The sequence below is a fragment of the Variovorax sp. GW531-E2 genome (assembly GCF_059423125.1).
In genome coordinates this window covers 30,705-57,524 of record NZ_JBWKXQ010000014.1, presented here as the reverse complement: position 1 = coordinate 57,524, position 26,820 = coordinate 30,705, and the positions used below count along the sequence as shown (strand labels likewise).

General features: G+C 66.1%; 25 protein-coding genes. 4 read left to right on the top strand and 21 right to left on the bottom strand.

Annotated elements, in window-relative coordinates; translation table 11 throughout:
• Position 1 precedes the first annotated feature (1 nt).
• Positions 2-721 carry a fumarylacetoacetate hydrolase family protein gene (locus AC07XP_RS11330; RefSeq protein ID WP_495264704.1) on the bottom strand — a complete coding sequence of 240 codons (720 nt, stop codon included), beginning with the start codon at positions 719-721 and terminating at the stop codon, positions 2-4.
• A 122-nt stretch (positions 722-843) separates the two neighbouring features.
• Here AC07XP_RS11330 and AC07XP_RS11325 point away from each other — a divergent pair, with 122 nt between their 5' ends.
• Positions 844-1,821, top strand: coding sequence for an AraC family transcriptional regulator (locus AC07XP_RS11325; protein ID WP_255221086.1), 978 nt, complete (start codon positions 844-846; stop codon positions 1,819-1,821).
• Between the two features lie 183 nt (positions 1,822-2,004).
• Here the strand turns inward: AC07XP_RS11325 and AC07XP_RS11320 are convergent, their stop codons facing one another.
• From AC07XP_RS11320 to AC07XP_RS11290, 7 genes are all read right to left on the bottom strand, one after another.
• Positions 2,005-3,165, bottom strand: a complete 1,161-nt coding sequence (locus tag AC07XP_RS11320; protein ID WP_070061255.1) for an acyl-CoA dehydrogenase family protein — start codon at positions 3,163-3,165, stop codon at positions 2,005-2,007.
• 133 nt (positions 3,166-3,298) lie between these two features.
• On the bottom strand, positions 3,299-4,666 hold the full coding sequence (locus tag AC07XP_RS11315) for an MmgE/PrpD family protein (protein WP_495264703.1): 1,368 nt from the start codon (positions 4,664-4,666) through the stop codon (positions 3,299-3,301).
• Positions 4,663-5,598, bottom strand: coding sequence for a polysaccharide deacetylase family protein (locus tag AC07XP_RS11310; protein WP_495264702.1), 936 nt, complete (start codon positions 5,596-5,598; stop codon positions 4,663-4,665). Before AC07XP_RS11310 ends, AC07XP_RS11315 begins: the two co-directional genes overlap by 4 nt.
• 33 nt (positions 5,599-5,631) lie before the next feature.
• Complete coding sequence (locus AC07XP_RS11305; RefSeq protein ID WP_495264701.1) at positions 5,632-6,420, bottom strand: enoyl-CoA hydratase; 789 nt, start codon at positions 6,418-6,420, stop codon at positions 5,632-5,634.
• The gene (locus AC07XP_RS11300) at positions 6,417-7,613 is read right to left on the bottom strand and encodes a CaiB/BaiF CoA transferase family protein (protein WP_495264700.1); all 1,197 of its coding nucleotides are present in this window, start codon (positions 7,611-7,613) and stop codon (positions 6,417-6,419) included. The genes AC07XP_RS11305 and AC07XP_RS11300 overlap by 4 nt, the downstream gene beginning before the upstream one ends.
• A 17-nt stretch (positions 7,614-7,630) precedes the next feature.
• Entirely contained in the window at positions 7,631-9,025 is a 1,395-nt protein-coding gene (locus AC07XP_RS11295) for an amidase (RefSeq protein WP_495264699.1), read from the bottom strand.
• The gene (locus AC07XP_RS11290) at positions 9,018-9,212 is read right to left on the bottom strand and encodes a hypothetical protein (protein WP_070061249.1); all 195 of its coding nucleotides are present in this window, start codon (positions 9,210-9,212) and stop codon (positions 9,018-9,020) included. Before AC07XP_RS11290 ends, AC07XP_RS11295 begins: the two co-directional genes overlap by 8 nt.
• Positions 9,213-9,338: 126 nt before the next feature.
• Here AC07XP_RS11290 and AC07XP_RS11285 point away from each other — a divergent pair, with 126 nt between their 5' ends.
• Entirely contained in the window at positions 9,339-9,998 is a 660-nt protein-coding gene (locus AC07XP_RS11285) for a GntR family transcriptional regulator (protein ID WP_062469590.1), read from the top strand.
• Here AC07XP_RS11285 and AC07XP_RS11280 read toward each other — a convergent pair.
• Both AC07XP_RS11280 and AC07XP_RS11275 read right to left on the bottom strand, forming a co-directional pair.
• The gene (locus AC07XP_RS11280; RefSeq protein ID WP_495264698.1) at positions 9,964-10,884 is read right to left on the bottom strand and encodes a LysR family transcriptional regulator; all 921 of its coding nucleotides are present in this window, start codon (positions 10,882-10,884) and stop codon (positions 9,964-9,966) included. The genes AC07XP_RS11285 and AC07XP_RS11280 overlap by 35 nt on opposite strands.
• 49 nt (positions 10,885-10,933) lie before the next feature.
• Positions 10,934-11,872, bottom strand: a complete 939-nt coding sequence (locus AC07XP_RS11275) for a cyclase family protein (RefSeq protein WP_223301353.1) — start codon at positions 11,870-11,872, stop codon at positions 10,934-10,936.
• A 402-nt stretch (positions 11,873-12,274) separates the two neighbouring features.
• Between AC07XP_RS11275 and AC07XP_RS11270 the strand changes: the two genes are divergently transcribed.
• The gene (locus AC07XP_RS11270; RefSeq protein ID WP_487848473.1) at positions 12,275-13,525 is read left to right on the top strand and encodes an MFS transporter; all 1,251 of its coding nucleotides are present in this window, start codon (positions 12,275-12,277) and stop codon (positions 13,523-13,525) included.
• A 195-nt stretch (positions 13,526-13,720) separates the two neighbouring features.
• Here the strand turns inward: AC07XP_RS11270 and AC07XP_RS11265 are convergent, their stop codons facing one another.
• The 6 genes from AC07XP_RS11265 to AC07XP_RS11240 all read right to left on the bottom strand — a co-directional run bounded on the left by AC07XP_RS11265 (position 13,721) and on the right by AC07XP_RS11240 (position 20,742).
• On the bottom strand, positions 13,721-15,016 hold the full coding sequence (locus tag AC07XP_RS11265) for a porin (RefSeq protein WP_495264697.1): 1,296 nt from the start codon (positions 15,014-15,016) through the stop codon (positions 13,721-13,723).
• A 73-nt stretch (positions 15,017-15,089) separates the two neighbouring features.
• Complete coding sequence (locus tag AC07XP_RS11260; RefSeq protein ID WP_495264696.1) at positions 15,090-16,703, bottom strand: class I adenylate-forming enzyme family protein; 1,614 nt, start codon at positions 16,701-16,703, stop codon at positions 15,090-15,092.
• A 1-nt stretch (position 16,704) separates the two neighbouring features.
• Positions 16,705-17,703: a Bug family tripartite tricarboxylate transporter substrate binding protein gene (locus tag AC07XP_RS11255; RefSeq protein ID WP_495264695.1), complete on the bottom strand. Its 999-nt coding sequence runs from the start codon at positions 17,701-17,703 to the stop codon at positions 16,705-16,707.
• Positions 17,700-18,941 carry a thiolase family protein gene (locus AC07XP_RS11250; protein ID WP_495264694.1) on the bottom strand — a complete coding sequence of 414 codons (1,242 nt, stop codon included), beginning with the start codon at positions 18,939-18,941 and terminating at the stop codon, positions 17,700-17,702. The genes AC07XP_RS11255 and AC07XP_RS11250 overlap by 4 nt, the downstream gene beginning before the upstream one ends.
• A 1-nt stretch (position 18,942) precedes the next feature.
• Positions 18,943-19,929, bottom strand: a complete 987-nt coding sequence (locus tag AC07XP_RS11245; RefSeq protein ID WP_495264693.1) for a fumarylacetoacetate hydrolase family protein — start codon at positions 19,927-19,929, stop codon at positions 18,943-18,945.
• 12 nt (positions 19,930-19,941) lie between these two features.
• On the bottom strand, positions 19,942-20,742 hold the full coding sequence (locus AC07XP_RS11240) for a cyclase family protein (protein ID WP_070061241.1): 801 nt from the start codon (positions 20,740-20,742) through the stop codon (positions 19,942-19,944).
• Between the two features lie 95 nt (positions 20,743-20,837).
• Between AC07XP_RS11240 and AC07XP_RS11235 the strand changes: the two genes are divergently transcribed.
• Complete coding sequence (locus AC07XP_RS11235; RefSeq protein ID WP_495264692.1) at positions 20,838-21,524, top strand: TetR/AcrR family transcriptional regulator; 687 nt, start codon at positions 20,838-20,840, stop codon at positions 21,522-21,524.
• Positions 21,525-21,732: 208 nt separating this feature from the next.
• Here the strand turns inward: AC07XP_RS11235 and AC07XP_RS11230 are convergent, their stop codons facing one another.
• The 5 genes from AC07XP_RS11230 to AC07XP_RS11210 form a co-directional block, all read right to left on the bottom strand.
• Positions 21,733-22,092: a hypothetical protein gene (locus AC07XP_RS11230; RefSeq protein ID WP_159271265.1), complete on the bottom strand. Its 360-nt coding sequence runs from the start codon at positions 22,090-22,092 to the stop codon at positions 21,733-21,735.
• A gap of 34 nt (positions 22,093-22,126) precedes the next feature.
• Positions 22,127-22,834 carry an alpha/beta hydrolase-fold protein gene (locus tag AC07XP_RS11225; RefSeq protein ID WP_495264691.1) on the bottom strand — a complete coding sequence of 236 codons (708 nt, stop codon included), beginning with the start codon at positions 22,832-22,834 and terminating at the stop codon, positions 22,127-22,129.
• A gap of 531 nt (positions 22,835-23,365) precedes the next feature.
• The gene (locus AC07XP_RS11220) at positions 23,366-24,865 is read right to left on the bottom strand and encodes a WD40/YVTN/BNR-like repeat-containing protein (protein WP_495264690.1); all 1,500 of its coding nucleotides are present in this window, start codon (positions 24,863-24,865) and stop codon (positions 23,366-23,368) included.
• A 479-nt stretch (positions 24,866-25,344) separates the two neighbouring features.
• Positions 25,345-25,758, bottom strand: coding sequence for a VOC family protein (locus tag AC07XP_RS11215; protein ID WP_095745962.1), 414 nt, complete (start codon positions 25,756-25,758; stop codon positions 25,345-25,347).
• Positions 25,759-25,799: 41 nt separating this feature from the next.
• Positions 25,800-26,747, bottom strand: a complete 948-nt coding sequence (locus tag AC07XP_RS11210; RefSeq protein WP_495264689.1) for a 2-hydroxyacid dehydrogenase — start codon at positions 26,745-26,747, stop codon at positions 25,800-25,802.
• Positions 26,748-26,820: the final 73 nt, after the last annotated feature.

The window sequence follows — 26,820 nt, the reverse complement described above, 5'->3', positions numbered from 1 at the left end:
CTCAGACGATCTCGACCTGCAGGGGCGCGAGCCCGTCGATGCGGCCGGTGAGCTTGTCGCCGCGCTGCACCGGGCCGACCCCTTCGGGCGTCCCGGTGAAGATCAGGTCGCCGGGCAGCAGGCGGTATTGCTTGGACAACTCGCTGACGATCTCGTGGACGTTCCAGATCATCTTTTCGAGCACCGAGTCTTGCCGCACCGCGCCGTTGACCGAGAGGTTGAGTGTTCCCGAGCGGATGTGCCCGACCTTCGCCACCGGATGGATCGGGCCGCAGGGCGCCGAGTGGTCGAAAGACTTGCCCTGTTCCCACGGCAGGCCGCGCTTGTTGCATTCGCGCTGGCGGTCACGCCGGGTCATGTCCAGGCCCGCAGCGTAGCCAAAGACGTGATCCAGCGCATTCTCGGGCGTCACGTTCGACGCATGGCTGCCGATGGCCACGACGAGTTCGAACTCGAACTGGAAGTCGTCCGTCAGCGTGGGGTAGGGCACGCGCCCGTCGGTCACTACCGAGTCGGACGGCTTCTGGAAGAAGAACGGCGGATCGCGCTCGTCGCCTTCCTTCATCTCCCGGATGTGGGCCAGGTAGTTGCGGCCCACGCAGTAGACGCGGCGCACCGGAAAGCGCTGGTCGCTGTCCACGATGTCGATGGAAACGGGCAGGACTTGAAGGGCGTCGGTACGGGTATCGGTCGCGCGCTCGGCCGTCGGGTGGGGGGACATGGGTTTGTCTCTCTGGAAGGTTTGGAAAGGAGTGGCTAGAGTCTAGGAACGAGGCCTCCTCACCTCAACGCGCAGGCTTGCGCAAAGATATGCAATCCTTGCGATCTTGAGATCAGCTCTTCATGCCACCCACGCCTTCCCCCGACGAATTCGTGCCGCCGCCCCGCGCCGGTGCCGCGCGTGCTGCCATCAGCAATTACACGATGGCGGCGCGGGCACAGCGCGCCTATTTCGGCATTCATGACCAGAGCAACTGCCTGCCGAATCCGGTGCCTCATCGGCACGAGTACTTCCAGATCTACGTCAACACGCGGGGCGAGACCACACACTACATCGGCGGCAACCAGCGCGCCATCGGCGCCGGCACGGTGAGCTTCGTGCTGCCGTTTCTGGTGCACTACATCCCGAACGCGGCCGACGGCGTGTTCCATGTGATCAACATCAGCAAGGACTACCTGCTGCCGTCGCTGGACCTCGACGTGTTCGAGCTGTCGGAGGTGCCGTTGTCACGCGCGCCCGAGCTCGCGCCTTTCCGGTTCCAGCATTGCCTGGATTTCCGCTTCGACGAAACCGAGACCCACCAGCTCCAAGCGCTGTGCGAACACATGGCACAGGAAGCGCAGCGGCCGCCGGGCGAAGACACCGCCAGCCACCTGCTGATTCGCAGCCATCTGCTTCACCTGATCGGCATGGTGTGGCGACGTTACGGTGAGGAGTTTCGCAACTGCGAGGCGCAGGGGATGGCCCTGCAGTCGTACCGGCCGGCGGTGCTGCGCTGCATCCGCTACATCAGCCGCAACCTCGCGCAGGAGCTGACGTTGGGCGACGCGGCGCATGCGAGCCATGTGTCGCCCACGCATCTGGCTCACCTGCTGAAGAGCGAAACGGGCAAGACCTTCCTGGAGCTGGTGACCGAACGCCGGATCGAGCGCGCCAAGACGCTGCTGGTCTTTACCGGCGCCTCTGCGGCGGAGATCGGCGAAAGCACCGGTTTCGGAGAGCCGACGCAGTTCGCGCGCCGCTTCGGACAGATCGTGGGGGCGACGCCTTCTGCGTACCGGCGGCAATTTCAGCGAGGAGGGAATCGGACGTGGGACTGACGGCGCGATGCTCCCAGCAAGCAATCAGGCTCTCGAGCTTGACGCCGGTGGCTGCAAGTCCGACGTGGGCATTCGTTGCATGGCAGTCCTTCGCGTACGGCGGCTCCAGACGGGTTGCTGACACTCAACCTGGCCCGCCTGAGTCTCCGCTTCCACTTGTGTTGCAGCCCCAGCCTGGCTTCTTCAGAACGAGCGCGGCAGACCGAGCAGATGTTCCGCGACATACGCGAGGATCAGGTTGGTCGAGATCGGCGCCACCTGGTAGAGCCGGGTCTCCCGGAATTTGCGTTCGACGTCGTACTCGTTGGCAAAGCCGAAACCGCCATGAAACTGCAGGCACGCATTGGCGGCCTCCCAGCTGGCCTTGGCGGCCAGGTACTTCGCCATGTTCGCTTCCGCGCCGCAAGGCTGTCGGGCGTCGAAAAGCTCGCAGGCACGCCAGCGCATGAGGTCGGCGGCTTCCACTTCGATGTGGCTCTCGGCAATCGGGAACTGCACGCCCTGGTTCTGACCGATGGGGCGGCCGAACACGACACGGTCCTTCACATACCCGGTCACGCGGTCGATGAACCACTTGCCGTCGCCGATGCATTCCGCGGCAATCAGCGTGCGCTCTGCGTTAAGTCCGTCGAGGATGTAGCGAAAGCCCTGGCCTTCCTCGCCGATCAGGTGGTCCGCCGGAATCTCCAGGTTTTCGATGAACAGCTCATTGGTCTCGTGGTTCACCATGTTCGCGATCGGCTGTACGGTCAGGCCGTTGCCGATGGCCTGGTGCAGGTCGACCAGAAAGATCGACATGCCTTCGGATTTTTTCTTCACTTCGGCCAGCGGCGTGGTGCGCGCCAGCAGGATCATCAGGTCGGAGTGCTGCACGCGCGAGATCCACACCTTCTGCCCGTTGACGACATAGGTGTCGCCCTTGCGCACGGCCGTGGTCTTGATCTTCGTGGTGTCGGTGCCGGTGGTGGGCTCGGTCACGCCCATCGACTGAAGCCGCAGCTCACCACTGGCGATCCTCGGCAGGTAGCGGCTTTTCTGCGCCTCGCTGCCGTGGCGCAGCAGCGTGCCCATGTTGTACATCTGGCCGTGGCAGGCGCCCGAGTTGCCGCCGCAGCGGTTGATCTCCTCCATGATCACCGAGGCTTCCGCGAGCCCGAGGCCGGAACCGCCGTAGGACTGCGGGATCAGCGCTGCCAGCCAGCCCGCGGCAGTCAGTGCATCGACGAAGGCTTCGGGGTAAGCGCGTTGCTCGTCGATCTTGCGGTGGTATTCGTCGGGAAACTCGGCGCACAGCGCACGCACGGCGTCGCGGATGTCCTGGTAGTTGTCGGAAGAACGGTTCATGGTGTATCTCGATGGCAGGGTGAGTGGGGCATCGGCCGCGCGAGCGCGCGCATCCCTTGCAGCCACGAGGGCGCAATGAACGACCGATGCAGGGAACGGAAAGAAGCGAAAGGGGCCGGGCGGCCCCGGGGTGTCAGGCGGGCGCCGTCATCAGTGGGATGAGTTCGCGCACGTCAGGCAGTTCCTCGAGCCGGCGCAGTGCCGAATCCAGTGTTTCGGCCTGTGACGGCGGCAGCCGCGGCTTGATCGAGGCGCAGCAGGCCATGAACTTGGCCTGCTGATCGGGTGCGGGCAGCGGCCGGCCGGGGCTGCCGAGAAAGTGCGGCACGGCCAGCCGCAGCGTGTCGCCCCGTTTGAGCACCACCTCGACCACTTGCGGACCCAGGGCGTTCGGATTGGGGTTGCCGTCGTCCAGCACCTCGACCCGGCGTGCCAACTCGAAGGTGCGCGCGTCGTTCAGCGCGGGCGGGTCGAAGGCCTCGATGCCCACCCGGCCCTTGCGCAGTGCCGTTGCCACCACGTAGCCCATGCTGAGCTTGGCGCTGGCAGAGTCCATGCCAGGCTGCGCCGGCCGCCCCACGAGCCGTGCGATCAGCGCCGAGGCATGCACGCGCACGGTTTCCACGTCGTCCGCACCGAAGCCGTGCGTGGCCATGAGATCGACGACCGCATCGACGCCCGCATGGGTCGCGCGGCCGGTGGGGTAGGGCTTGTGGCTCATGCGCGCGATCTGGAAGACCTGGCCGACGTCGTTCGCCACGTCGGCCCAGCGCGACTGGCCGAAGTCATAGAGCGCGAAGTAGCCGAACGGGCCCTCCAGGATGTCTCGCGGTCCCGGGAAGCCGGCACGCGCCAGTTCGAAGGCGGTGACGGCTGCGCGTGCGTTCAGGCCCACCTGCAGGCCGACCGCGGGCGAGCCCTCGGCATGGGCCTGCATGGTGCCGGAGAGGTGGCTGTACATGAGGCCGAGTGCGTTGTGCATCGTGTCGGCGTCCATGCCGGCGAGCTTGCACAGTGCGGCCGTGGCGCCAAGGCCGCCGCACATGGCAGGGCGGAAGAAGCGCATCGGCGCACGCTGCGCCAGCGCGACGTAGATGGCCACGTCGAGTCCCAGCGTCACGGCCGTGATCAACGCCTTGCCCGAGACGCCGCCTTCGCGTTGGGCATAGCCGAGCGCGGCCGGCACGATGCAGGCGAAGGCATGGACCACGGCGACGTCGTGCACCGCATCGAACTCCTGGTTGAACACCTGGTAGGCATTGAGCATCACGGCCGACGGGAACGGCAGCTTCTCGCCGCTGCCCCAGACCGTGACGGCGTCGCCGTCGCCCAGGGACTGCGCGGCCTGCTTGAGGGCCGGCATGCGCGGATGGCGCGAGCCGGAAATGCCGACGCCGATGGTGTCGTAGATGAACGTCCGCGCCGCATTCACCGCTTCGGGTGGCAGGGAGTCGAAGTCGCGCGAGCGCACGTGGGCGATGAGGGTGTCGATGGCGTTCATTGAGGCATCGGGACAAAGGGGACGTCGCCGGACCGGGCAACGAGCGGCGCCGGCGCGGGGACCTGCGCGGCGTACCAGTCATGGAGGGATGAGCCCGTCACCACCCGCACCATCGGGTGCGCGAGCAGCAGGTCCAGCATGGCTTCGAAATCGCCGAAACGGTGGGGCACGCCCATCAGGTGCGGATGCAGCCCGATGGCCAGCACCCGGGGCTGGCCCAGGCGGGCGACCTCGCGCGCAAAGACCTCCAGGGTGCGTTCGAGTCGCAGCTTCATTTCGGGCGAGGAGTGCTTCTCGACCGCATAGATCACCGAATCGTTGACCTCCAGCATGTAGGGCAGGGCCATCAGCGAACGGTGCTCGGTTTGCATCCAGCACGGCAAGTCGTCCAGGCACCAGTCGAACACATGGTCGATGCCGGCGGCGGCGAGGATGTCGGGTGTGTCCGCCGCTTCGCGCAGCCCGGGCGAGAGCCAGCCGCGCGGACGGACGCCGGTGAAGGCGGCGATGCGGTCGAGCGACTTCACGATGGCTTCCGCCTGGGCGTGCCCGTCGAGTTGCGCCAGCGACTGCTGCTGCACCCCGTGGCCGATGAATTCCCAGCCGGCCCCCAGGATGGCCTGCGCGGCGCTCGGGTGCGAATCGATCACGGAGGCGTTGAGGCTGGCGGACGCGCGCAATCCGCGGCTGCGCAGCGCCTCGATCATGCGTGGCAGCCCGCAGCGCAGGCCGTACTCGGCCCAGCTGAAGTTCGGCACGTCGGGCACCGTCTCCTTGCCGTGCGGCGGCGTCAGCAGCGTGCGCGGCATGGGGCGGTCGAAAGGCCAGTGCTCCACGTTCACGACGATGTGCGCGAGGATGTGGCCCCCGTCCAGCGGCATCAACGGTGGGCGCTCGGACGAGAGTTGAAAGGGGACGCGTGGATTGCTCATGACGGGTTCTCTTGCAGGGTGGCGGTCATCGGTTCAGCTCCCTTCGAAACGCGGCGCGCGCCGCTCGGCAAATGCAGCCTGGCCCTCGGCGTAGTCCCGGCTGGCGAAGCATTGGCGCACCATCGCGTCGATCGCTTCCCGGGCCTGCGCTGTCGGGGGCTCCAGCGTAGCGAGAATCGCGGCCTTTGCGGCCCGCAAGGCCAGCGGCGCGTTCTGGGCGATCAGCGCCACGCGTGACGCCACTTCGGCGTCGAAGATCTCGGCGTCGATGCAGTCGTTGACCAGGCCCAGGCGCATCGCCTCGGGGGCGTGGAAGCTGCGCGCCGTGTAGAACAGGTCGAAGGTGGCCGGTGCGCCCAGCAATCTCACCAGCCGCTGCATGCCCTCGAACGCGTAGCCCAGGCCGATGCGCGCGGCCGGCATGCGAAAGCGCGCGTTCGACGCGGCGAAGCGAAGGTCGCAGGCGAGGGCGATGCCCATGCCGCCGCCCATGCAGATACCCTGGATGCGCGCCACTGTCGGCTTGGCGCATTCGGCCAGCACGCGCTGGGCGGTCGCCACCGCGTGGTCGTAGGCGGCCACGGCGTCGGTGCCGCTGCGCTGTTGCGCAAACTCGCTGATGTCGGCGCCCGAGACGAAAGCGGCGTCGCCTTCACCGGTGACGACAATCACGCGCACGGCGCGGTCGTCGGCCAGCGCCTGTACGGCTTCGGCGAGCTGCTGCCACATGGCCAGCGTCATCGCGTTGTGTTTGCGCGCATGGCTGATCACCAGGGTTCCGACCCCCGCTGCGGTCTCGGTCCGGATGTGTCCTTCGCTCATACCGCGGCCTTCGCTTGCAGCTGTTCGATGTCGGAAGGCGTGTAGCCGATCTCGGTCAGCATCTCGGTGGTGTGCTCGCCCCAGGCCGGGGCGGCGTGCGCGATGCGCGCTGGCGTGCGCGCCAGCGTGATGGGCTGCGACACCAGCCGGTAGCGCCGGCCGTTGCCCGCTTCCACATCCTGCGCGATGCCCAGATGGTTCACCTGGGCGTCCTCGAAGACCTGCGGAATCGAATAGACAGGGCCCGCGGGCACGCCGGCGCGGTTCAGCAGTTCGACCCAGTGCGCAACCGTCTGGCTCTTGAAGACCTCGGCCAGGGCCTCGTTGAGTGCCAGCCGGTGTTCGACGCGCAGCTTCTCTGTGGCGAAGGCGGGCACCGTCCTCAACTGCGGCGTCTGCAGGCATTCGCACAACCGCACCCAGTTGCCTTCGCCGGACGCGCCGAGATTGAACACGCCGTCGCTGGCCTGGAAGAGGCCCATCGGGCTGCTCGTCGGGTGATCGTTGCCTGCCTGGGCGGGCACGTCGCCGTCGTTGAGGTAGCGCGCGGCCTGGAAGTCCATCAGCGCCACCTGCGTGTGCAGCAGCGAGCCGTGCACCCATTGCCCCTGCCCGGAGCGCTCGCGCTCCAGCAGCGCGATCAGGATGCCCGCTGCCGCATAGACGCCGGTGCCCGAATCGGCCACCGCGAGGCCGGCGCGCATGGGGCCCTGTGCCGGGAAGCCCGTGACCGACATCAACCCGCCCATGCCCTGGATGATCTGGTCGAAGCCCGGGCGCCAGGCATAGGGACCGTCCTGGCCGAAGCCCGAGATGCTCGCGAGGATGATCCGCGGATTGACCGCGCGCAGCGCCTCGTAGTCGATGCCCAGTCGCGCCTTGACGTCGGGGCGCCAGTTTTCCACCACCACGTCGGCTGTTTCCACCAGCCGCATGAAGGCCTCGAGCCCTTCCGGCTTCTTGAGGTTCAGCGTCATCGATCGCTTGTTGCGGTTGAGGTTCTGGAAGTCGCCGCCCCAGCGGTCGGCTGCGAACATCGCCTCGTTCGGGTCGACACCCGCCGGGGGCTCGATGCGGATCACATCGGCGCCGAAATCCGCAAGGATGCGCACGCATGTGGGGCCGGCGCGAACGCGGGACAGATCGAGCACGCGAAAGCGCGCGAGGGCAGGGGAGGCGTTGATCTTGGGCATGGTTTCTCCGTGGGAAGTCAATGAAGCGGGGTGCTGGCGCGCTGGGCGGTGCGCGCCGCGGGAACAGAAGGAGCGCCTGTCGGCGCGGCGAACTGGTGCCCGAAGGCCAGCAGCTCGGCCTCGGCGCCCGGCGCACCGATGGCCTGGATGCAAACCGGCCGGCCGCGCGCGTCGGTGCCGATCGGGAACAACAACGCAGGGAGTCCGAGGTAGTTCACGAAGGCGTGGTACCGGTGCAGTGCGACCAATTCGCGCGGGTCGAAGCGGTCGGAGGTGGTGGTCACCACTTGCGCGTCGGGCACGCCGCGCGGCAGCGAAGGCAACAACAGCACGTCGGCTTGCGCGAAGTGCCCGGCGATGAAGGCGTCGCGCCAGCCCGCGCGGGCTTCGCAGGCGTGCCGGTACCAGGCGGCCGGGACGGCCCAGCCCGGCAGGAGGATCGACTGCGTGATCGGCGCCAGCGAGCCGAGTGCATGGCGCACGCTGTGCGCATGCGTGGCCGCGGCCTCGACGTGGAGCACGATCTGGGCAAGACACGACAGTTCGTCGAGTCCACGCAAGGACGCGCGGTGCCATGCCACCGCGTGCGAGGTGGCGCGAGATTCGAATGCCCCGAGCCGGCTTGCAACATCGTCGCGCAGGTCGGGCTGGTCCAGTGCCGACGCCACGCGCCAGCGGCGGTGGCGCGACAGGTCTTCCTCGATGCCTTCCAGGCTGAGCAGACGCTGCGCCATCGGCGCTTCGTCGGGCAGCAGCGCCGCGAACACATGGGCCGCATCCGACACCGAGCGCGCCACCACGCCGACGGTGTCCAGCGACGGCGCCAGCTGCGACACGCCACCTGCGTCGATCACGCCGGCGCCGGGCTTGAATCCGACCACGCCGCAGGTGGATGCGGGAATGCGCACCGACCCCGCGGTGTCCGTCCCCAGCGAGGCCCGGCACAAGCCGGCAGCCACCGCCACGGCCGAGCCGCTGGACGACCCGCCGACCGCCGCCGCCGGGTCCAGCGGATTCAGCGGTGCGGGAAAGTGCGGGTTCTCCGCGGTGGCGCCGCAAGCGTACTCCGCCATCACAAGGGCGCCGAGGTAGGTCGCGCCACGCTCGGAGAGGCGTCGCAACGGGGCGGAAGGAGGGCTGGTCACCGCATCGGTCGCAGCGCCTTCCGGTCGTCCTTGCCCTGCGGCGCGCAGCCCTGTGCCAAACACGTCCTTGTGCGCCATCGCGATGCCGGAGAGCGGCGCATGTGCGACCGGCCGGCTGCCTGTCGCGCGCTCGACCACGCAGTGATGGACGGCAGCGCCGCGCTCGAAGGCCTCGCGCTGCAAGGCCAGCGCTTCGTCGGCCGAGCTGGCACCCGTGGCAATCGACCGGCGCAGCGCGGCGATGGAGGGCGTGCCTGCATCACTCATGCGCGTGCTCCACGGGGCGGATGTCGAACGGCGGAGTGGTGCCGGCGGCCAGACGGCTCGCCATGGGCGCCAGCCGTGCCAACGTGCGCGCCGCGCGGACCTGAAGTCCGGGTGCGGCATCGATGCCATGCAACTGCAGGCTCAGCGTGACCCATGTCTTCCATGGCTCGAGGGTGGGGTCGGTCAAAGCGGTCTCCTGGCACCGTGCGCTCTCTCTGGAGCAGGTAAAATTAAAAGATGGATGAGGTCTATAAATATATTTATAACTCACAAAAATGTTTTATTCAATCGTTGTTTTACGGGAGCTCGCCCCATGAAAACCGCTGAACGCATCCGCCTTGCGGTCGAGGAGTCCATCCGCGACGGCACGCTCCTGCCCGGAGACACGGTGGACGAACAGGCGCTGATGACGGCCTACGAGGTCTCGCGCACGCCGGTGCGCGAGGCGCTGCTTCAGTTGCAGGCCCAGGGGCTGGTGGAAAGCCTGCCGCGTGGTGGCATGGTCGTCGCGAAGATGGACATGACCCAGCTGCTGGCCATGTGGGAGCTGCTGGCCGAGCTCGAGGGCCTGTGCGTGCGGCTGGCCTGTGAGCGCATGACGCCCGAAGAGCGGCTCGACCTCGCCAAGTCGCACGAGCGCGCCGCCGCCGCGGTCAAGAAAGAAGACGTCAAGGCCTGGCAGGAGCACAACCGGCGCTTCCACGAGGCGCTCTACCAGGGGGCACGCAATCCCTACCTGCGCCAGGAAATCCTGCGGATGCGTTCGCAGACTGGCGCCTACAGGCGCCACGCCTTTGCCGCGTTCGGTCGCCTCAAGTCGTCATGGGAGCAGCATTCCAAGCTGCTCGACGCGATTCAGCGGCGCGATGCCAGGGCGGCGGCCGAACTGATGGTCGAGCACATGAGCCCCGGCCAGGGCTCGACCAACTTCGCGTCGTTCATGGCGGCGCTGCCGAAGGAACTGATGGGGTGAGCGGCGGCAACTGCTGCTTCAGGAAGGTGACCAGCGCGTGCACCTTCAGCATCAGGTGGTCGCGCGTCGGGTAGACCGCAAAGAGGCGCCGAGGCGGCGCCACGTAGGCGTCGAGCGCGGTCTGCAACGAGCCATCGGCCAGTGCATCCTTCACCATCACCGACGGCACCAGGCCCAGCCCGACGCCCCGGCGCATCGCGTCGATCAGCAGCAGGCTGTTGTCGGCGCGGAACGTGCCGCTCACCCGCACACGTGCGCGCCCGTCCGGTCCGTCGAACACCCATTCATCGCGGTCGTCGCCCAGCAGGTACTGCAGGCAGTTGTGGCCCGACAGGTCGGCAGGTGTCGTGGGCCGGCCATGGCGCTCCCAATAGGCGGGCGCAGCGCACACCACGCGGGCCAGGTCCATCAGCGGCATGGCCACCAGGCTCGAATCTTCCAGCCGCGCCTGGCCGCGCAGCGCGACGTCGATGCCTTCGCGTACCAGATCGACCGGCCTGTCGTTCAGCCGCATCTCGAGTTCGATGCCCGGGTGTTGCGCCTGGAACGCATGCAGATACTCGTGGAGATGCGACAGCGTGAGCGACACCGGCGCCGCCACCACCAGCCGCCCCGTCAACCCGCGGCTCACCGAGCGGACATCGGTCAGCGTGCGCTCGGTGTCTGCCAGCGTCCGCTGGCAGAAGCTGTAGAAGCGCTCGCCGGCTTCGGTGAGCTGCATGCTGCGCGTGGTTCGCGCGAGCAGGCGGCAATCGGTCCAGGCTTCCAGCGACTGGATGGCCTTCGTGACGACCGAGTTCGAGAGGTTCAGCGCGCGGGCGCCAGCGGCCAGGCTGCCCTGTTCGACGACGCGGCAAAAGTACTGCATGGCAGCGTAGCGATCCATGGCGCCGAGCGTACCAGCCGAGGCGGCCAACGCAGCACGCGCGAGCGTCTCAGCGCCGCAGCGGGATGGCGATGGGGCGCATTGGTGCGGCGTCGCCACCACGCAGCTTGAGCGACGCACCGATGAACGCGAACTCGTAGACGCGGTCCTTGGCGAGCGCTTCCAGGTTGACCAGCTCGATGATCGGCGCGCCTTGTTGCGCGAGCAGGTAGGTGTGCACCGGCACGTAGTTGTCATCGGCATCGGGCGGGAAAGTCTCGAAGCTCAGGTTGTCGGCACCCACGACCATCGCGCCACCCGACTCCACGAGAAAGCGCGCGGCATCCACGCTCATGCCCGGCGGCGAATCCATGTAGGCGTCGGCCTTGTCGTAGAGCTTCATGCGGCCGGTGCGGATCAGGACCACGTCGCCTGTCTCCAGCTTCACGCGCTGCTTGTCGAGCGTCTCCTGCAGATCGGCCCGGGTGACGCGGTAGCCGGGCGCCAGCATCTCGACGCCTTTGGCGGCCGCAACGTCGATCAGGACGCCGCGGGCCACGATCGGCGGGATGGTCTCGGCGCCGGTCTTCTTCCAGCCGCGGTCGCCCAGGTGTTCGCGCGCCTCGAAGCCGTTCCAGATCTTGCCGTCGAGGCCGAAATGGTTGAGCGCGTCGATGTGCGTGCCCATGTGGGTGTACATCGAGATGGCCGCGCCGGTGTAGCTCACGTGCTTGTTCTGCGTGTGGCCGACGCCCATCGGGTCGTCGACCACGGTGCCGTGCGGCGTGTGCGTCATCCAGATCTGGTAGCGCGGGTCGCCGATGCCGTGCCAGCTCGGCATGCCGACGAAGTACTCGACCGACAGGTCGTACACACGCGCACCGTCCGCGCGGGAAAGCACCTGGGCCTTGGTGCTCGCGGTCATGAGGTTGAGTCGGCCGAGTTCGTCGTTCGGGCCCCACGGGCTCTTGCCCACGACGGGGGCTGCGAAGGCGAGGGTGACGCTCATTGCGCCCCATAGAGACGCTGCGGCGCCGATCTTGCGTATCCATTGCGACATTGAAAACTGCTCCATTTCGTTCGGTTGCTTGGTTGGCTAGGCACGCACTGCGCGGTGCCAGGTGCTGACCTTAGGAGGAACGAAGTCGCGCGGAAACCGTGCCGGCGGCAAAGGTCCTTTCTCGATTCGCGAACGATGAAACCGGCGGAGACAGATCCCACGGAGGGTAACTACCAATGTGCGATGGAATGTCTATAAATATATTTATAAACATTATGCGTACACCATGAAGGGCGACGCATTCCTGGAGTTCTGTCATTGAAGAAAAAGGAAACTGCTGTGGAAGCTACCTCCGTCTCATCCCTTGCGCGGCCTTCGACCGGCGCCCATTCCCCCTCGGACCACGACCGCATGCACCGCAAGATCGCATGGCGGCTGGTGCCGTTCCTGGTGTTCCTGTTCCTGCTGGCGTGGATCGACCGCGTCAACGTGGGCTTCGCCAAGCTGCAGATGCTGCAGGACCTGCAGTTCAGCGAGGCGGTCTACGGGCTGGGTGCCGGCATCTTCTTCATCGGCTACTTTCTGTTCGAGGTGCCGAGCAACCTGCTGCTGCAGAAGATCGGTGCGCGCAAGACGCTCGCGCGCATCACGATCCTCTGGGGCCTCACGTCGATGGCGATGATCTACGTGGAAACGCCCACGTCCTTCTATGTGCTGCGATTCCTGCTCGGCGCATTCGAGGCCGGCTTTTTCCCGGGCGTGATGCTGTACCTGACGTACTGGGTGCCGGCGCATCGCCGCGGCAAGATCAACGGCCTCTTCATGACCTCGTTTGCCATCGCGGGCGTCGTCGGCGGGCCGCTCGCCGGACTGATCATGAGCGGCATGGAAGGCGTCGCGCCGTTTCGAAACTGGCAATGGCTCTTCTTGCTCGAAGGCATTCCTTCGGTGCTTGCCGGCTTCGCGGTGCTGGCCTGGCTGCCGGACCGGCCCCAATCCGCACGCTGGCTGACCGAGGCCGAGAAGCACGCGCTGGCCGCCGAACTGCAGAAGGAGAACGCCGACGTCCCCAAGCAATCGAGTTTCGGCCGGGCGTTGCGCAACCCCATGCTGTGGCTGTGCACCGCCGCCTATTTCTGCATCGTGAGCGGCAACGCCACCATTGCGTTCTGGACGCCGTCGATCGTCAAGGAACTGGGCGTGAAGGGCACGCTGAACATCGGCCTGCTGTCGGCCATTCCGTTCATTCTGGGAACGGTCGCGATGGTGCTCAACGGCATGCATTCGGATGCCACCGGTGAGCGGCGGCGGCACTGCGCCTATGCGACGCTGATCGCCGGCGTCGGGCTCGTGGCCACCGGTGTGTTGATCGAGCAACCTGTGCTCGCCATGGTCGCGTTGAGCTTCGCGACCATCGGCATCCTCGCCGCCTTTCCCGTGTTCTGGTCGATCCCCGCTTCCTTTCTCACGGGCACCGCTGCGGCGGGTGGTATCGCTTTCATCAACTCGGTCGGCAACCTGGCGGGGTTCGCTGCGCCCTTCACGATGGGGTGGCTGAAGACGTCGACGGGAAGCGTGGCCGCGGGCCTCTATGCGGTCGCGGGACTGGAAATCATCGCGACGCTCGTGCTGTTGTATGCGATGCGCAATCGAGCACGCTAGACAGTGGTGCATCGCTCCCTCTGGATTCTTGCCGTTGCACCGCGTGCGCCTTGTGAGTCAAAGAGCGTTGCCCTTCCGGGCCGGAAGAGACGGCCCCTGTGCGGACCTTCCCTTTGCCCGGCAAGCGCGCAGCGCTGCAGCACGCGGGAGTTCAGGGCCGACCACCTGGAAGGTCCGCCGCGCGAGTCAGTGCCCTCAGAAGGCGTGCCGAATGCCCATGTCGTAGCCGGTGGTGCTCGTGGGGACATAAGGTGCGCTGATCCCGGCAATGCCGTTCGCAAACCTCACCCCGCCTCCGGGACTGATGGCCATCGCCGCATTCACGGACCCGTTCCACTTCATCTTGGTTCGCGCAACAGTGGCATAGAGCGCGGTGCGCTTTGACAGGTTGTACACATAGCCGACGGCGAACTTCTCGATCCTGGCATCGTTGTCTTGCAGCCATGTCGCGGGATTCAAAGCATTCACCGTACGGGGAGAGGCGTAGTTCACGCGCGAATAGGACGCACGGATCAATCCAGGCCCGACCGGGGCCGTGATGCCGATCAAGCCACCGGTGTACTTCCCATTGCTCTCGTTCCTGAAGGGATGCGGAATGCCGCCGATATTGGCTACGTGCATCTTGCTGCGCTCATCCCTGATCTGCGACAACTGGCCGAACAATTTGACGACATCGAAATCGTAGGAGACCCCAGCGTTGAGGATCTTCAAACGGTCCTTGTCGAATCCGCTGAGATCGTCCTTGGTGTCTTCCTGGTAGGCGATGGCCAGGTTGAGCGGGCCACGTTGATAGCCGAACCGCCCCCCGACGTTTCGCCCGCCCTTGCTCGGACTGTGGCTCACGCCACTCTGCTTCAGGTTCTCATGCAGCGAGTACATGACCTGGCCGTAGAACCCGCCAACATTGCCCGGCAGGAAATAGCCGACGCTGTTGGAGGCGCGAACGTAGTTGTCAAAGGGCATCAGGTTCGCGGGCGACTTTCCGTGGCTGGTGGTGAGCCCCGTGCCGATCGGATTCCATAGGTTCGCGCCAACCCCGACCGTGCCGAAGGGATCGAAGACCGTCAGATTCCAATAGGTCGGCACATAGTCGCGGCCGAGGCGCACTTCGCCAAACGGCCCCGACAGGCTGACCGTCGAGCGGCGGTCGAAAACGCCAAGCCCCTGGGCCCCGTCGTCCGGTGTGAGTGTGGATTCCAGCCAGAAGCCTGTAGCAAGCCCGCCGCCCAGATCCTCCTGTCCGCGAATGCCCAGGAGAGAAGGGGTGTGCGCGCCCGACGCGAGCTTCGTGGCGCCTTGCGAGATGGATGCCGGCGCTGCCAGGGACCACCAAGGCAGGCCTGCGGGCAGCACGCTCTTGGTCTGGTAGTGGCTCACCGAGATGTCAATGACGCCGAAGAGCGTCACAGAAGACTGCGCCCAGCTCGAAGGCCCGATGAACAGCGATGCAAGTGAGATGGGAAGAAAAAGCTTACGCCCGTGGTTGTGCATGAATGTCTCCTTCGTTGTTGTTGATTGCGCAGGGGGAAATTGGCCTGCCGCCGCCTGCGCCCAGGTCTTGTGTCTAGGCTGAGGGCGCCTCGAACACGGTCGCGACCGTCCCGTCGCGCAGCCACTCCTCCAGAACCCGCGCCAACGGCTTTTCCGACGCGGTCTTGGGGATCGCTTCGATGGCCATCAGCCGAGCGGGAAGGGCGTTCTTCGACAGCGTCTCGCGCAAACGCGCATGGAGCACCGAAAGGTCCAGGTCGGCGCGATGCGGGACGACGGCTGCGACGACATCGCGTTCGCCAGGCGCCCCCGAGGCCGCTGCGGTGCCGAACACAAACGCATCGCGGACCAGGCCGGTGTCCGCGATGGCCTTCTCGATCTGCGCCGGGTCGATGAATTCGCCGTTGCGGCGAATGCCATGGCCGCGGCGGTGCTCGAAGTAGAGCCAGCCGTGCGCATCGGCGCGCACGATGTCGCCGGTCCAGAGCCAACCATCCTTGCCTTTGCTCTGCGAGGCCTGCGGGTCTTCGAAGTACGCGATGTCGAAGGGCGCGCCACTGACCGGCCGGAACGCCAGTTCGCCAGGCGTGCCCGCAGGCGCATCGCTGCCGTCTTCGGCGACGATGCGGATGGAGAACGCCGGGTGCGGCCGGCCGATGCTGCCGATCGGACCTTTCCCGAAAGGGTTGACCGTCAGCCCGCCTTCGGCGGTGCCGTAGAACTCCAGAACATGGACGCCAAAGCGCTGCTCGAAGTCACGCCAGATGGCCTGCGGCATGCCCGCGGCGACCACGAAGCGCACGACATGATCCCGGTCGCTGGGCGACGGCGGCTCGCAGTAGACAGCGGTGGTCATGCCGCCCAGCAGGGTGAAGGCGGTGCACCGGTGCCGACGCACGATCTCCCACAACCGCGACTTGGTGAAGCGGCGCGACATGACGCAGGCGATCCCAAGCCTCAGGGCTGCACCCAGCGTGACCAACTGGGCATTGGCGTGCGTCAGCGACAGGCCGGAGTAGAGGCGATCGTCGCCGGTGTAGCCGAAGGCGGAGGCCGCCAGTGCCGCCGTGTCGACGAAGCGGCGGTGCGTGATCACGATCCCCTTCGGCTCTCCGGTCGTGCCGGAGGTGAAGAGAATCTGCATGGGGTCATCGGGATCGACGGGCGTGAAGTGCGCCGAGGGGAGGCCTGCCTGTGTGTGGCGGGCCAGCAGTTGCGCGTAGTCCAGCGCTTCGCAGGCGCGCGGCGCATCTGCCGCAAGTTCGCCCGAGATGACGCGCACGACCCAGCGAAGGTGGGTGGCGCGCGGTCGAATCTGCGCGACCGCAGCGGCGGCATAGTCCGCCGCGATCACACCCACGCAGTGCGTGCGATCGATCAGTGCGGCGAGCCTGCCGCCTTGCGCCCGCGCATCGATCGGTACCAGCACCGCCCCGAGGTGCGCGGCCGCCACCATGGCTTCGACGAACTCGGGGTGGTTCGCCATCACCAGCGCGATGGCGTCGCCACGTCGGATGCCCAGGCCTTGCAGGGCCCGGGCCAGCGCCAGGCCGTTCTCGTGCAGTTGCAGGAAGCTGCGGTGCTGCTCGGGCAAGGCCGGGCCCGCCTCGAACGTGAGGGCGATCGCATGGGGACGCGTGCGCGCATGGTGGCCGACGAGATCGGCCAGGGTCTTGAAATCCGTCATGTCAGTCCGCCTTGATGCCCGTCTTGTCGATCAGGGCCTTCCATTGCGCCGTCTCTTGCGCCGTCAGCGCAGCCAGTTCAGCCGGCGTCGAGCCCTCGGGTGTCAGGCCGAGTTGCAGCAGATGGCTTCGGAATGCGTCGCTCTTCAGGATCTGCTGCACCTCGGCGTTGAGTCGCGCGATGACCGGCGCGGGCGTGCCCGCCGGTGCCCACAAGGCGTTCCAGCCGCTCAGCTCGAATCCGGGCAGGGTCTCCCGGACCGTCGGCACCTGCGGCAGGACGGGGAGTCGCGTGGGTGTGGTCACCGCCAAGGCCTTGACGCGACCGCCGCGAACCAGCGCCAGCGCCGAGGCCTGGGGCTCGAGCCGGACCTGCACGCGCCCCGCCATGAGCTCGGTGTTGGCATTGGCGCCGCTGCGGTAGGGCACGTGCAGCAGATCGATGCCGCACTGCGCCTTGATCAGCTCCATGCCCAGGTGGAAGGCACTGCCGTTGCCCGTGGAGGCATAGGCCAGCTTGCCGGGCTCGCGCTTCGCCAGGGCGATCAGCGACGGAAGGTCGGATGCCGGCAGGCCGCTGTGGGCGAGCAGCACGTACCCGCCGCGCGCGACCAGGCTGATCGGCGCCATGTCCCTGGCCGGGTTGTAGGGCAGCCGTGGGTAGAGGTGCGGGTTCATCGTCGCCACCTGGTTCATGGCGTAGAGCAGCGTGTGCCCGTCGGCGGGCGCCTTGAGCGCCTTGTCGGTGCCGATGATCCCCGAGGCCCCCGGCATGCCTTCCACATAGACGGGGTTCGAGAGGCGTGTCGACAAAGCGTCGGCGATCAGACGAGCCACGATCTCGGGTGCGCTGCCGGTGGTTGCGGGCACGATGACCTGGATCGGTTTGGACGGCCAGGCCGCGGTGGCGGCCCTGGCAGCGTTGCCGACGAGGCTGGACAAGCCCAGGGCGAGCGATTGCCCGAGGAGAGTGCGTCTGGAATACATGGTGGCGTGCTTCATGTGCGTTGTGCAGCCCGTTCAAGAATGGTGATGGTCGCGGCCGCTTCCTCATGGCCCAGGAAGCCGCCGCCGTTCTCGGCAAGGGCCAGGCGCGCATTGGCCACCTGTCGCCCGCCGGCCTCGCCGCGCAATTGCAGGACGAGCTCATGGATCTGCATCAGGCCGGTGGCGCCGATGGGGTGGCCCTTCGACTCCAGTCCCCCCGAGGGGTTGACGGGCCGGCGGCCGCCCAGTGCGGTATGGCCTTGCTCCGCGAGCCATCCACCCTGGCCGGGTTCGCACAAGCCCAGGTGTTCGCACTGGACGATTTCTCCGAAGGCCGTGGCGTCATGGACTTCGCTCACGTCGATGTCTTCGGGCCCGACGCCGGCATCTGCGTAGGCACGCAGTGCGGCGCGGCGGCTGATCGGCGTCTCGCGTCCATCGACGCGGTCCGATCCGCTGACGAGAACACTGGCCCGCACGCGCACCGCACGCTTCGCATCGAAGCGCTCCAGGGCGTCCTCGCGCACGATCAACGCCGCAGCCGCGCCATCGCCGATCGGCGCGCACATCGGCAGAGTCAGAGGCCAGGTGATGGCGCGCGCCGCGAGCACCTCGTCGACCGACATCGCGACGCGATGCTGGGCCAACGGGTTGTGCACGGAGTGGCTGTGGTTCTTGGCGGCCACATGGGCCAGCTGCCGCTGCGTGGTGCCGTGGCGCGCCATGTGCGCGCGGGCCAGGGCCGCATAGATGTCCATGAAGACGCTGCGTTGCTGTGCGACGGGAGCTTGTGTGGGGTCTTCACCAGCTTGTTGTGCGAGAAAGCGCAGCAGTGCCTCAGGCCTTTCGGCGTCATGGGCGCCATCGAAGATGGAAAAGGTGCGGGCTTTGTCCGGGTGCGACAGCTTCTCCGCTCCCACCGCCAATGCGACGTCACACAACCCTGCACGCAGATGCGCGCAGGCGAGGTAGAAGGCGGTCGAGGCACTGGCACAGGCGTTCTCGACGTTGACGATCGGAATGCCATCCAATCCTGCCTCGCGCAGCGCCACCTGGCCACCGATCATGTGCTGCCCCTGCAGGAGCGACTGGCCGACGTTGGCGAAGAACGCGGCACCCACCTGGTCGGCCGTCGCGCCAGCGTCGGCCAGGGCGAGATCGATGGCCTGGCGGGCCAACGTGCGCAGCGGAACATGCGCGAAGCGGCCCGTGGGCGTGCTGCCGACGCCCACGATGTACAGCGGAACCGTCATCTCAGGCCTTCGCTGCCGCGGCGGGTGCTGCCGTGCGGCGGATCCGGTTGCGCAGCGTGCCGATGCCCTGCGCCTCGAGTTCGATGACATCGCCATCGCGCAGCAGCCGGCCGGTCTCCACGCCGCAGCCACCTTCGAAGGTGCCCGAGGCGAAGAGTTCGCCAGGGTGCAGCGTGCACGAGCGACTGGCATAGCTCACGATGTCCTCGAAGGTCAGCTGCATGTCGGCGGTGCTGCGGGTAGTCTGGACGAGGCCATTGAGCCTCGACTGCACCTGCAGCTGGTAGAGGTCGGGGATCTCGTCGAGCGTGGCGATGCAGGGGCCGATGGCGTAGGCGCCATCGAAGTCCTTGCTCTTGCCGGCCGGGCTGCCTTCAGCCACTTGCGTATCCCGCGCGGTGAAGTCGTTGAACAGCGTGACCCCGAAGATGTGGTCGCGTGCTCGCGACACGGGGATGTCCTTGCCACCCACGCCGATGACGACGGCCAGTTCGAGTTCGTAGTCCAGCGATTCGGCGAAACCCGGCCAGGCGATCTCGGCATCCGGCCCGGTCATGTTGAGCGGATTGCCGGTGTAGAAGCGAGGCACGGTGAACCAGTTCGGGGGCAACTCGAGCGAGCCATCGGCTTGTGCGGCGGCCATGGCGGCCTCCGGGTCGGCCGACCGGGCGGCCAGTTGCTCGGCGCGTCGCCGCAGGAAGAACCTGGGGTGCTCGATCATGGTTCCCCAGTCCCGGATCAGCGGCGGATTGGGCAGCGGGGGAAACAATGCGGCGCCGGCCAGGGACTCTGCAGCGCCGCCGTGCTTGACGACCTGCGCACGCGCAAGGTCCCAGGATGCAGGGCCTGCGCGCAGGAAAGCCAACGCAGAGCCGAAGGCCTCTTCGCCAGGGTGGCGAGCCGTGAGGTCCAGCACACCGTCGACGCCGATGAGGGCACCGAGGCGAGGTGCGTCAAAGCCCTCGCGCACAAAAGTCACGATACGCATTGAAGTCGCTCCTCAGTTGGAAAGAAAGGCCACGGCGCGGGCGGGAGCGGCGCTGGCGCGTGCCAGCTTCAACGGGAAGAAGCCCACGTGGAAGCCGCGCAGCGGCAAGGCGCCGAGGTTGCACAGTTGCTGGACGATGAAGGCCTCCTTCTCGCGGATCGCCTTGTGGCCGTCCCACAGCTGCTGCTTGTCGCCCGTTTCCTTGAAGGCCTGGGCCATCACGGCGAAGGGCCGGTCCCAGCCGACCGCATCGGTGCCGAGCACGGTGGCGCCTTGCTCCGACAGGAACAGCGTGCCTTCGCGGCTCATCCCCGGGTACTGAAAGAAGGCCGGCTCACCCAGGCGATATCGCTCCTGTCCGGTCCGGATCAGCACGGCGTCGCCGGGACGGATGGGCTCGCCCACTGCGGACAACGCCTGGCGAAGCGCATCGACGGGGATGGCCTGCCCAGGCTGCGCCCAAGGGCGCACATCGAGCACCTTGCCGGGGCAGAAGAGCTCGTTCAGTTCGACCTGGTCGATGGTGCGTGAGGTTCGCCCCTCGCAGGTCGATCCGCTGTGCAGCGGTGCGTCCACGTGCGTGCCGCAATGCGACGACATGTCGTTGAGCACCTCCGAGCCCCAACCCTCGCCGTCGGGCAGGTCATCGTGGCTGCAGCCGAAGAAGTGGCAGAAGCGATCTCGGCCGTCCGGCGTCGCTGGATGGGAGTAGTCCACCCGGGGCGCCACGACGCCCGCAGCGGCGGCCATGGCGGGAGGAAGCAGATCGCGGTCGTGCGGGTCCAGCGTCGAGGACAGATCGATCAATCTCATGAAGTCTCCTTTAAGTCATACGTACGTATAAATATACAACTGTATGATTTCAAGGATTGGCTGTCAACGAACTTCAATACCTCGCCACTTCCCCCATGCCCAAGCCCACCGCAGCGAAAACCACCGTCTCTTCGAAGCGGCAGGCGCTTTCCGACACCACCGCAAACCAGATCCTCGACGCCGCCGAGGCCCTGTTTGCTGCACATGGCTACGGGGGCACCAGCATGCGAGCGATCGCGGAGCGGGCCAACGCCAACCTGGGAGCCTTCCACTACTACTGGGGATCGAAGCAGGCGCTGTGCAAGGCCGTGCTGGAGCGCCGCCTGGGGCCGGTGATGAAGGAGCGCAAGGAGCGCCTGGATGCATTCGAGGGTCGGAAGGTCCCGTTGCGAGACATCCTGCGGGCCTCCATGGCGCCCTCACTGCTTGTCGCGGGAGCCAGTGTCCAGGAGCGCGAGTCGTTCCGTGCGTTCTACGGCCGCATGCTGATGGACCCTGCCGATGAAGTGCATGCGCTGACAGCATCCATCGTGGACGACTTCGCGCGACGCTTCGTGGATGTCGTGAGCCACGAGCTTCCTCACTTGAGCAGCGAAGAGTTCTACTGGCGCGTCATCTTCGTCTACGGCGCCTTCTTCTATGCGCACAGCACGCACACGCGGGTGCAGGCGCTGTGGCCCGAGAAGCTGCAGGAGACCAGCATCGAGGCCGGTGTCGACTACCTGGTGAACTTCATCGAGGCGGGCCTCAAGGCAAAGCCGGCGCCCAGGTCCGCGGGTTGACGGGCCACCTGACAGACAAGCGTCTGGTTGGGGGGCAGCACTGAGATACGTGATTCGAATGTTCCGGTCGCGCTGGCGGCCATGGCACTGCTTGTCCGAAACAAGAGGCCGGAGCGCCAATAACAGGACCCCTCACGAACACTGGCCGCAGTGATCGAGATCGAAAGCGACCCGATCAAATGACGCTCAGGAAATGCGACTTCGTTCTCTACGCCGCGTCTTCCGGCATGCCATCAGCACCAAATGCGACACCGCGCTCTTCCAGCTTCTCGCGCGCGGCGTGGTGCACCACGCCGCGTTTGCGCGTGTCGGACTCCAGCAGCCTGCGCAACGTGGCCTGGCTGACATTGGCATTGCGCACCACTTCCATGCGGACGCCCCAGAACTTGTCATTCGCAAAACGATCCAGGATCTCTTCGTCTGCATCCGGGTTCATGGCCGCCACGGCGCGTATGGCCTGATTGGGATCAGTCAAGAAGGGCTCGAGCTCAACCGCATTGGCCGCTCCACTGGCAGCGATGTAACGAAGCGCCTCTGCAGCTTTCTGTTCAGTTGTCTTTTTGACCATTGCACTCTCAAAGTGATGAAGCTCACCTAGCTTCTCATGCGCAATGGTTGATGCATCCGAATTCCGGCTGCCCGGGTCGGATATGCGGCCATGGATCCCGCAAGAATCCTCGCGAACTGTGGGGGACGAAACGACTTTCCTCCAGCTTTCGGCTCAAGCCGGCGACGGGCGCGCAGCCCGTGCCAATGGGGCGGCAGGGATGCCGCCAACATCGGGCCATGAGGCATGCCGGGAAAGGCGAGGTACTGCGCACGCACGCCTGCGCGGTCGAGTCGCCCCGCCAGGTCCCGGCCTGCCTGCGGTGGCACGGCGGCACGCTGGCGTCGCAGGCGTTCGGCGCGCGCCGCGCTGACACCTGCAGGAGGTGGCGCGGCAGGACTCTCGCCTTCGGTCGAGGCGCCTTGCATGAACAACAACATGGTCTCGCGCCCCGCCGGCAGGGGGCGGGGTGTTCGGCCTCGCGCAGGATGAAGCCGTCCTGCCACCACAACGAGGGGGCCGCCGCCGCGCAGCGCGAGAAGAACTGCGGCCGGCGCAACAACGCGTGCAGCGCGAACAAACCACCGTACGAGTGTCCCGCACAGCGTGCGGCGTCGCGGATCCAGCGGTGCGCGCGCCGCCAGGGCCGGCACCGCTTGGGCGACGATGAAGTCGAGAAAATGATCGGCGCCGCCGCCTGGCCGACCACGCTCCTCGTCGTCCCAGGTCGGACCGTCCGCGCGCACCGACGGCGTGTAGTCATAGGTGCGCATCGCCACGTCGAAACGCAGATCGCTGTCGGGGCCGATGGCCAGGATCATCGGCGCGTCGCCGCGAGCGCTCAGTGCATCGAGTTGTGCATTGCCGAGCGAGCAGGAAGCAGTTGCTGCAATCGCACAGGGAATTTCAGGTCAAAGAGCGTTCCAATGCGGTCTACGACAGGCCGTTCTACGGACTTGCCTGTCGGGATCGTCCTTCAAGCAGGCATCGGCGGCCCCCGAGTCCGGCGGCGGAAATCGCTGCATAGCCGCCGCTCGCAAGGGCGAACTGCCGGATTGCGCCCAGCACGCCTTGACCACTTGCTGCGCGCTCAGGAGCCGATAACTGGGTGCTTACGCGCCTGTGGTTGTCGTCGGTTGGCGCCCACAGAAGAATCGTAGGAGGGCATGAAAGATCATCCTCTCGCTTCCATTGCACCCCGCACGGCGAATGCCTCACGGATCAAGATGCTCAGCGAGCTACAAACGTCCGTAGCCCTTCTTGGCCCCTTGAGGAAAAAGCACCCGAGTGAGTATCAGAGACCTGGTTGCGGGCGCGGTGCAGCAGCGACAGGAGCCGGGTTCGCTCCCTCCCGTGGAAAGCGCGGTGTCCAGGTTCTTCCCGCATCGAGCGATGAAAAGACCCGCTTTCCGTCTTCCGCGAGGATTTCCTGGTCATCGGCGTACACGATTCGCGCTGCGAAGTCGGCGCTTCGAAACGGTTGACCCAAGGGGGTCCAGGTCTTGCCGCCATCGGTCGTCTGCGTGACCTGGTTGCTGACCGTACTGAAACCAGGCGTCGGCTGAATGCCCAACGCTCGGGTCTGATCCCGCCAATAGGTCCCAATCGGCACGGTGCGCTCGGTGCTCACCCAGGTCTTTCCGCCATCGGTGGAACTGGTGAAATACGTCGTCATGCCATTCATGCGGGTAACGGCAATCTCTCCATCCGGGAGCACTTGCCAGTGGCTGACCCAGAATCTCTCGCGATTCGTCGTGACCTGAAGGGACTGCTTGTCGACGCGCGTGATGAGGGTCTCGCGTCGAAAGCCGGGAACGTTTCTGGCCATCAGCAGAGCGTCTGGATGATCGAGCAGCAGAGCGGGCAGCCTTGCTTCGTCCACGTCCTGAATTCCCGCGCTGAGTTCCTTGGGCGCGGCCTCATCGTTGCCCAACTGGTCCTGGACCAGGATGCGGGCGCCCTTGAGCCGGTCGGTGACCACGAGCAGCGCCCTGCCTTCAGACAAATCTTGGATCGTTGCGACCTGACCATGTTCGCTCGACAAGCGGCGAGCCTCCCACGAACCACCGCGGCGTTTGACGGCGTAGCGGCCGAACTCGGAGCCGGCCACGCACGTTGCATCTTTCCAGCAGGAAACGAAGCTCACTCGCGCCAGCGTGTCGAGTGGCTCCGATGTCCAGCGCCCTGGGGCCACGCGCTCGACGATCTCGCCCAGATGCGATCCGGCCACCATACGGGCTCCGCTTTGCGATCCGATGGGAGACAGCATCGACACCAGCCCTCTTGCGCGAGCAATGGCCTGTGCTTCATCTGCAGGCATCTGGAGCCATCCTCCACCTGGTTGCAGCGTGGGGGCATTGCGTGAGTCGTCCAGCAGCGCTCGCATGCTTTCCGCGGTACCTCGTGCACCGCCGAGCAAGACGATCTGGGCCGGCTCCTTGTCCCCAGTGCTCGGCGAGAACACCACCGTTCCCAGGTTGGCAAGGCGTCCCACCTCCACCTTGAAGCGTGGCACCTGCTTGTCCAGGGACGCATGGTCGCTGGTGATCAACGCAAGCAGCAGGCCTGGCCCAGGGCCGATGCTTCCGGCACTCGCAAACTCATACTCGCCGGGAGGCAATCGACCGAAGTGCAGTGATTCGGTCGGTACCGAACTGCCTCCAAACACACCCACGGCCATCGGCGTCAGATCGGGTACTTCATGGCGAACGCCTTGCGCGGAGATCAAGGTGATCTGCTGCCACTTCGGATTCAGCAGGCTGATTGGCCTGGTGGAAACGACTTTGAGTAGCACATACCCGTCCGTTCCCTCGGACGGAAGCCGAACGTCAAGCCGGCCATCTGGCGCACGCGTGGCGATCGATGTGGCGCAACCAGTCAACAGCACCAAGCTGGCGACGGCAAGCCATCGCCCGATGACATGAGCTCTCATTCGTTCCTCCCGAGTTGTCCCGCTGAAATTTCTTAAAAGTAACGGGATGCTAGCCGAGGCATGAACTGAGCAGCAAGCCCAGGAGGGTTTGTGATCACGACGGCCGCTCGGATATGCGTCCCTGAATGGTGGTTCCGAACAGTTCAGCCCGCAGCGATCGACCGATCACCCATGCTGCTGAAAAAAGCATTGTTGCGTGACCGTACACATCGGTCGTCTTCATCCAGCCCAAAAATGGGCGGGAGAGTGAGCGCGCGAACTACGACCGCGCCCTTGAGGCCGCCCCCAAGCCGTTCATGGGCCGCTTCGTCACGAGCTTCGGGCGGCGAGGGTTCGGCTGTTCAAACCGCATACACAGCATCAAGGTCGCGGAACCCCTTGATCTCGATCGGATTGCCAAAAGGATCGAGGAAGAACATGGTCCATTGCTCACCGGGCTGTCCCTCGAAGCGCAACTGCGGCATCAAGACAAATTCCGTCTCGGCCTCCTGCAGACGTGCGGCCAAGGTCTTCCACTCGGTGAGCTTCAAGATCAGGCCGAAGTGCGGCATCGGCACGAGCTTGTCGCCAACGAGGCCCGTTGCGGCAGTGGCGAGAGGCTTGCCCAGGTGCAGCGAGATCTGATGGCCGAAGAAGTCGAAGTCCACCCAGGTCGCGGTGCTCCGTCCCTCGCGGCAGCCGAGCACGCCGCCGTAGAACCGTCGCGCGCTTTCGAGGTCGGTGACGTTGAAAGCGAAGTGAAAGATCGAAGTCATTGGCATGGCTGCAGTCCTGTTGCTTGTTGGATAAGTCATAGTCAATAGCCTCGCTCGGGATCAACAAAACCTGAAAGCCGTGGATCGCCGAAGCCTGCGTTGATCTTCGAAGCGATCTGCGCGATCGCTTCGTCGATCACGGTCTGCCCTGCGATGTGAGGCGTCAGCGCGATCTGCGGGCAGGTCCAGAACGGATGGCCAGGGGGAAGGGGCTCCTCGCGCGTCACGTCGAGGGTGGCGCCAGCGAGGTGGCCACTCTGGATCAGCGCCAGCAAATCGGACTCCACCACGTGGGCCCCGCGCGCCACGTTGATGAAGTATCCGCCCGGCAGCAGGCGTGACAAGGTGGCACTGCACACGATGTCGCGCGTGAGCGGTGTGAGCGGCAGCATGCATACCAAGATGCGCGTGCGCGAAAGAAACTCGTCGAAGGCATCGGCGCCCGCCAGGCAGGTGAAACCCTCGACGTGTTTGATCGACTGGCTCCAGCCAAGCACTGGAAAGTCAAACTTCACGAGCGTCTCGGTCACACGCAGGCCGAGTGCGCCGAGTCCCATCACACCGACTGGGAAATCTGCGCGCAGACGAGGCTTGCGCGGACGCCAGTTGTGTGCGGCGGCATCGTCGGCATAGGCGTCGAACTCGCGGAAGTGCCGCAGAACGGCGTGGCAGACGTAGTCGGCCATCTGAACGGCCATGCCACCGTCTTCGATGCGTACCACGCGCGCGTGAGTCGGAAGGCGCAGTCGCATCAGCGCGTCAACGCCCGCCCCCATATTGAAGATCACGCGCAGGCGCGGATGCGCGTCCATGAAAGCCTGCGTCGGCGACCAGACGATGGCGCATTCTGCTTCTGCGGCCACGGCCGGCCAGACAGTCAAGGAGGCCTTCGGCAGCGCCGCGCGCAGCCGGGATTCCCACGTGGCGCCTTCGACATGACTACAGCACAGCGCAACGGCGCCAGCCGGGTTGGGATTCGAATCGTTCATGCTTTTCTTGAGGTGCTTCTACTCAATCGTGCGGCGCCGGCAGGTTCGTCCGGCACGAAGTGCGCGCTGCGGG

Coding starts and splice junctions, on each gene's coding strand:
- AC07XP_RS11330 (WP_495264704.1), bottom strand. CDS start 721: ATGTCCCCCCACCCGACGGCCGAGCGCGCGACCGATACCCGTACCGAC.
- AC07XP_RS11325 (WP_255221086.1), top strand. CDS start 844: ATGCCACCCACGCCTTCCCCCGACGAATTCGTGCCGCCGCCCCGCGCC.
- AC07XP_RS11320 (WP_070061255.1), bottom strand. CDS start 3,165: ATGAACCGTTCTTCCGACAACTACCAGGACATCCGCGACGCCGTGCGT.
- AC07XP_RS11315 (WP_495264703.1), bottom strand. CDS start 4,666: ATGAACGCCATCGACACCCTCATCGCCCACGTGCGCTCGCGCGACTTC.
- AC07XP_RS11310 (WP_495264702.1), bottom strand. CDS start 5,598: ATGAGCAATCCACGCGTCCCCTTTCAACTCTCGTCCGAGCGCCCACCG.
- AC07XP_RS11305 (WP_495264701.1), bottom strand. CDS start 6,420: ATGAGCGAAGGACACATCCGGACCGAGACCGCAGCGGGGGTCGGAACC.
- AC07XP_RS11300 (WP_495264700.1), bottom strand. CDS start 7,613: ATGCCCAAGATCAACGCCTCCCCTGCCCTCGCGCGCTTTCGCGTGCTC.
- AC07XP_RS11295 (WP_495264699.1), bottom strand. CDS start 9,025: ATGAGTGATGCAGGCACGCCCTCCATCGCCGCGCTGCGCCGGTCGATT.
- AC07XP_RS11285 (WP_062469590.1), top strand. CDS start 9,339: ATGAAAACCGCTGAACGCATCCGCCTTGCGGTCGAGGAGTCCATCCGC.
- AC07XP_RS11280 (WP_495264698.1), bottom strand. CDS start 10,884: ATGGATCGCTACGCTGCCATGCAGTACTTTTGCCGCGTCGTCGAACAG.
- AC07XP_RS11275 (WP_223301353.1), bottom strand. CDS start 11,872: ATGAGCGTCACCCTCGCCTTCGCAGCCCCCGTCGTGGGCAAGAGCCCG.
- AC07XP_RS11270 (WP_487848473.1), top strand. CDS start 12,275: ATGCACCGCAAGATCGCATGGCGGCTGGTGCCGTTCCTGGTGTTCCTG.
- AC07XP_RS11265 (WP_495264697.1), bottom strand. CDS start 15,016: ATGCACAACCACGGGCGTAAGCTTTTTCTTCCCATCTCACTTGCATCG.
- AC07XP_RS11260 (WP_495264696.1), bottom strand. CDS start 16,703: ATGACGGATTTCAAGACCCTGGCCGATCTCGTCGGCCACCATGCGCGC.
- AC07XP_RS11255 (WP_495264695.1), bottom strand. CDS start 17,703: ATGAAGCACGCCACCATGTATTCCAGACGCACTCTCCTCGGGCAATCG.
- AC07XP_RS11250 (WP_495264694.1), bottom strand. CDS start 18,941: ATGACGGTTCCGCTGTACATCGTGGGCGTCGGCAGCACGCCCACGGGC.
- AC07XP_RS11245 (WP_495264693.1), bottom strand. CDS start 19,929: ATGCGTATCGTGACTTTTGTGCGCGAGGGCTTTGACGCACCTCGCCTC.
- AC07XP_RS11240 (WP_070061241.1), bottom strand. CDS start 20,742: ATGAGATTGATCGATCTGTCCTCGACGCTGGACCCGCACGACCGCGAT.
- AC07XP_RS11235 (WP_495264692.1), top strand. CDS start 20,838: ATGCCCAAGCCCACCGCAGCGAAAACCACCGTCTCTTCGAAGCGGCAG.
- AC07XP_RS11230 (WP_159271265.1), bottom strand. CDS start 22,092: ATGGTCAAAAAGACAACTGAACAGAAAGCTGCAGAGGCGCTTCGTTAC.
- AC07XP_RS11225 (WP_495264691.1), bottom strand. CDS start 22,834: ATGACTACACGCCGTCGGTGCGCGCGGACGGTCCGACCTGGGACGACG.
- AC07XP_RS11215 (WP_095745962.1), bottom strand. CDS start 25,758: ATGACTTCGATCTTTCACTTCGCTTTCAACGTCACCGACCTCGAAAGC.
- AC07XP_RS11210 (WP_495264689.1), bottom strand. CDS start 26,747: ATGAACGATTCGAATCCCAACCCGGCTGGCGCCGTTGCGCTGTGCTGT.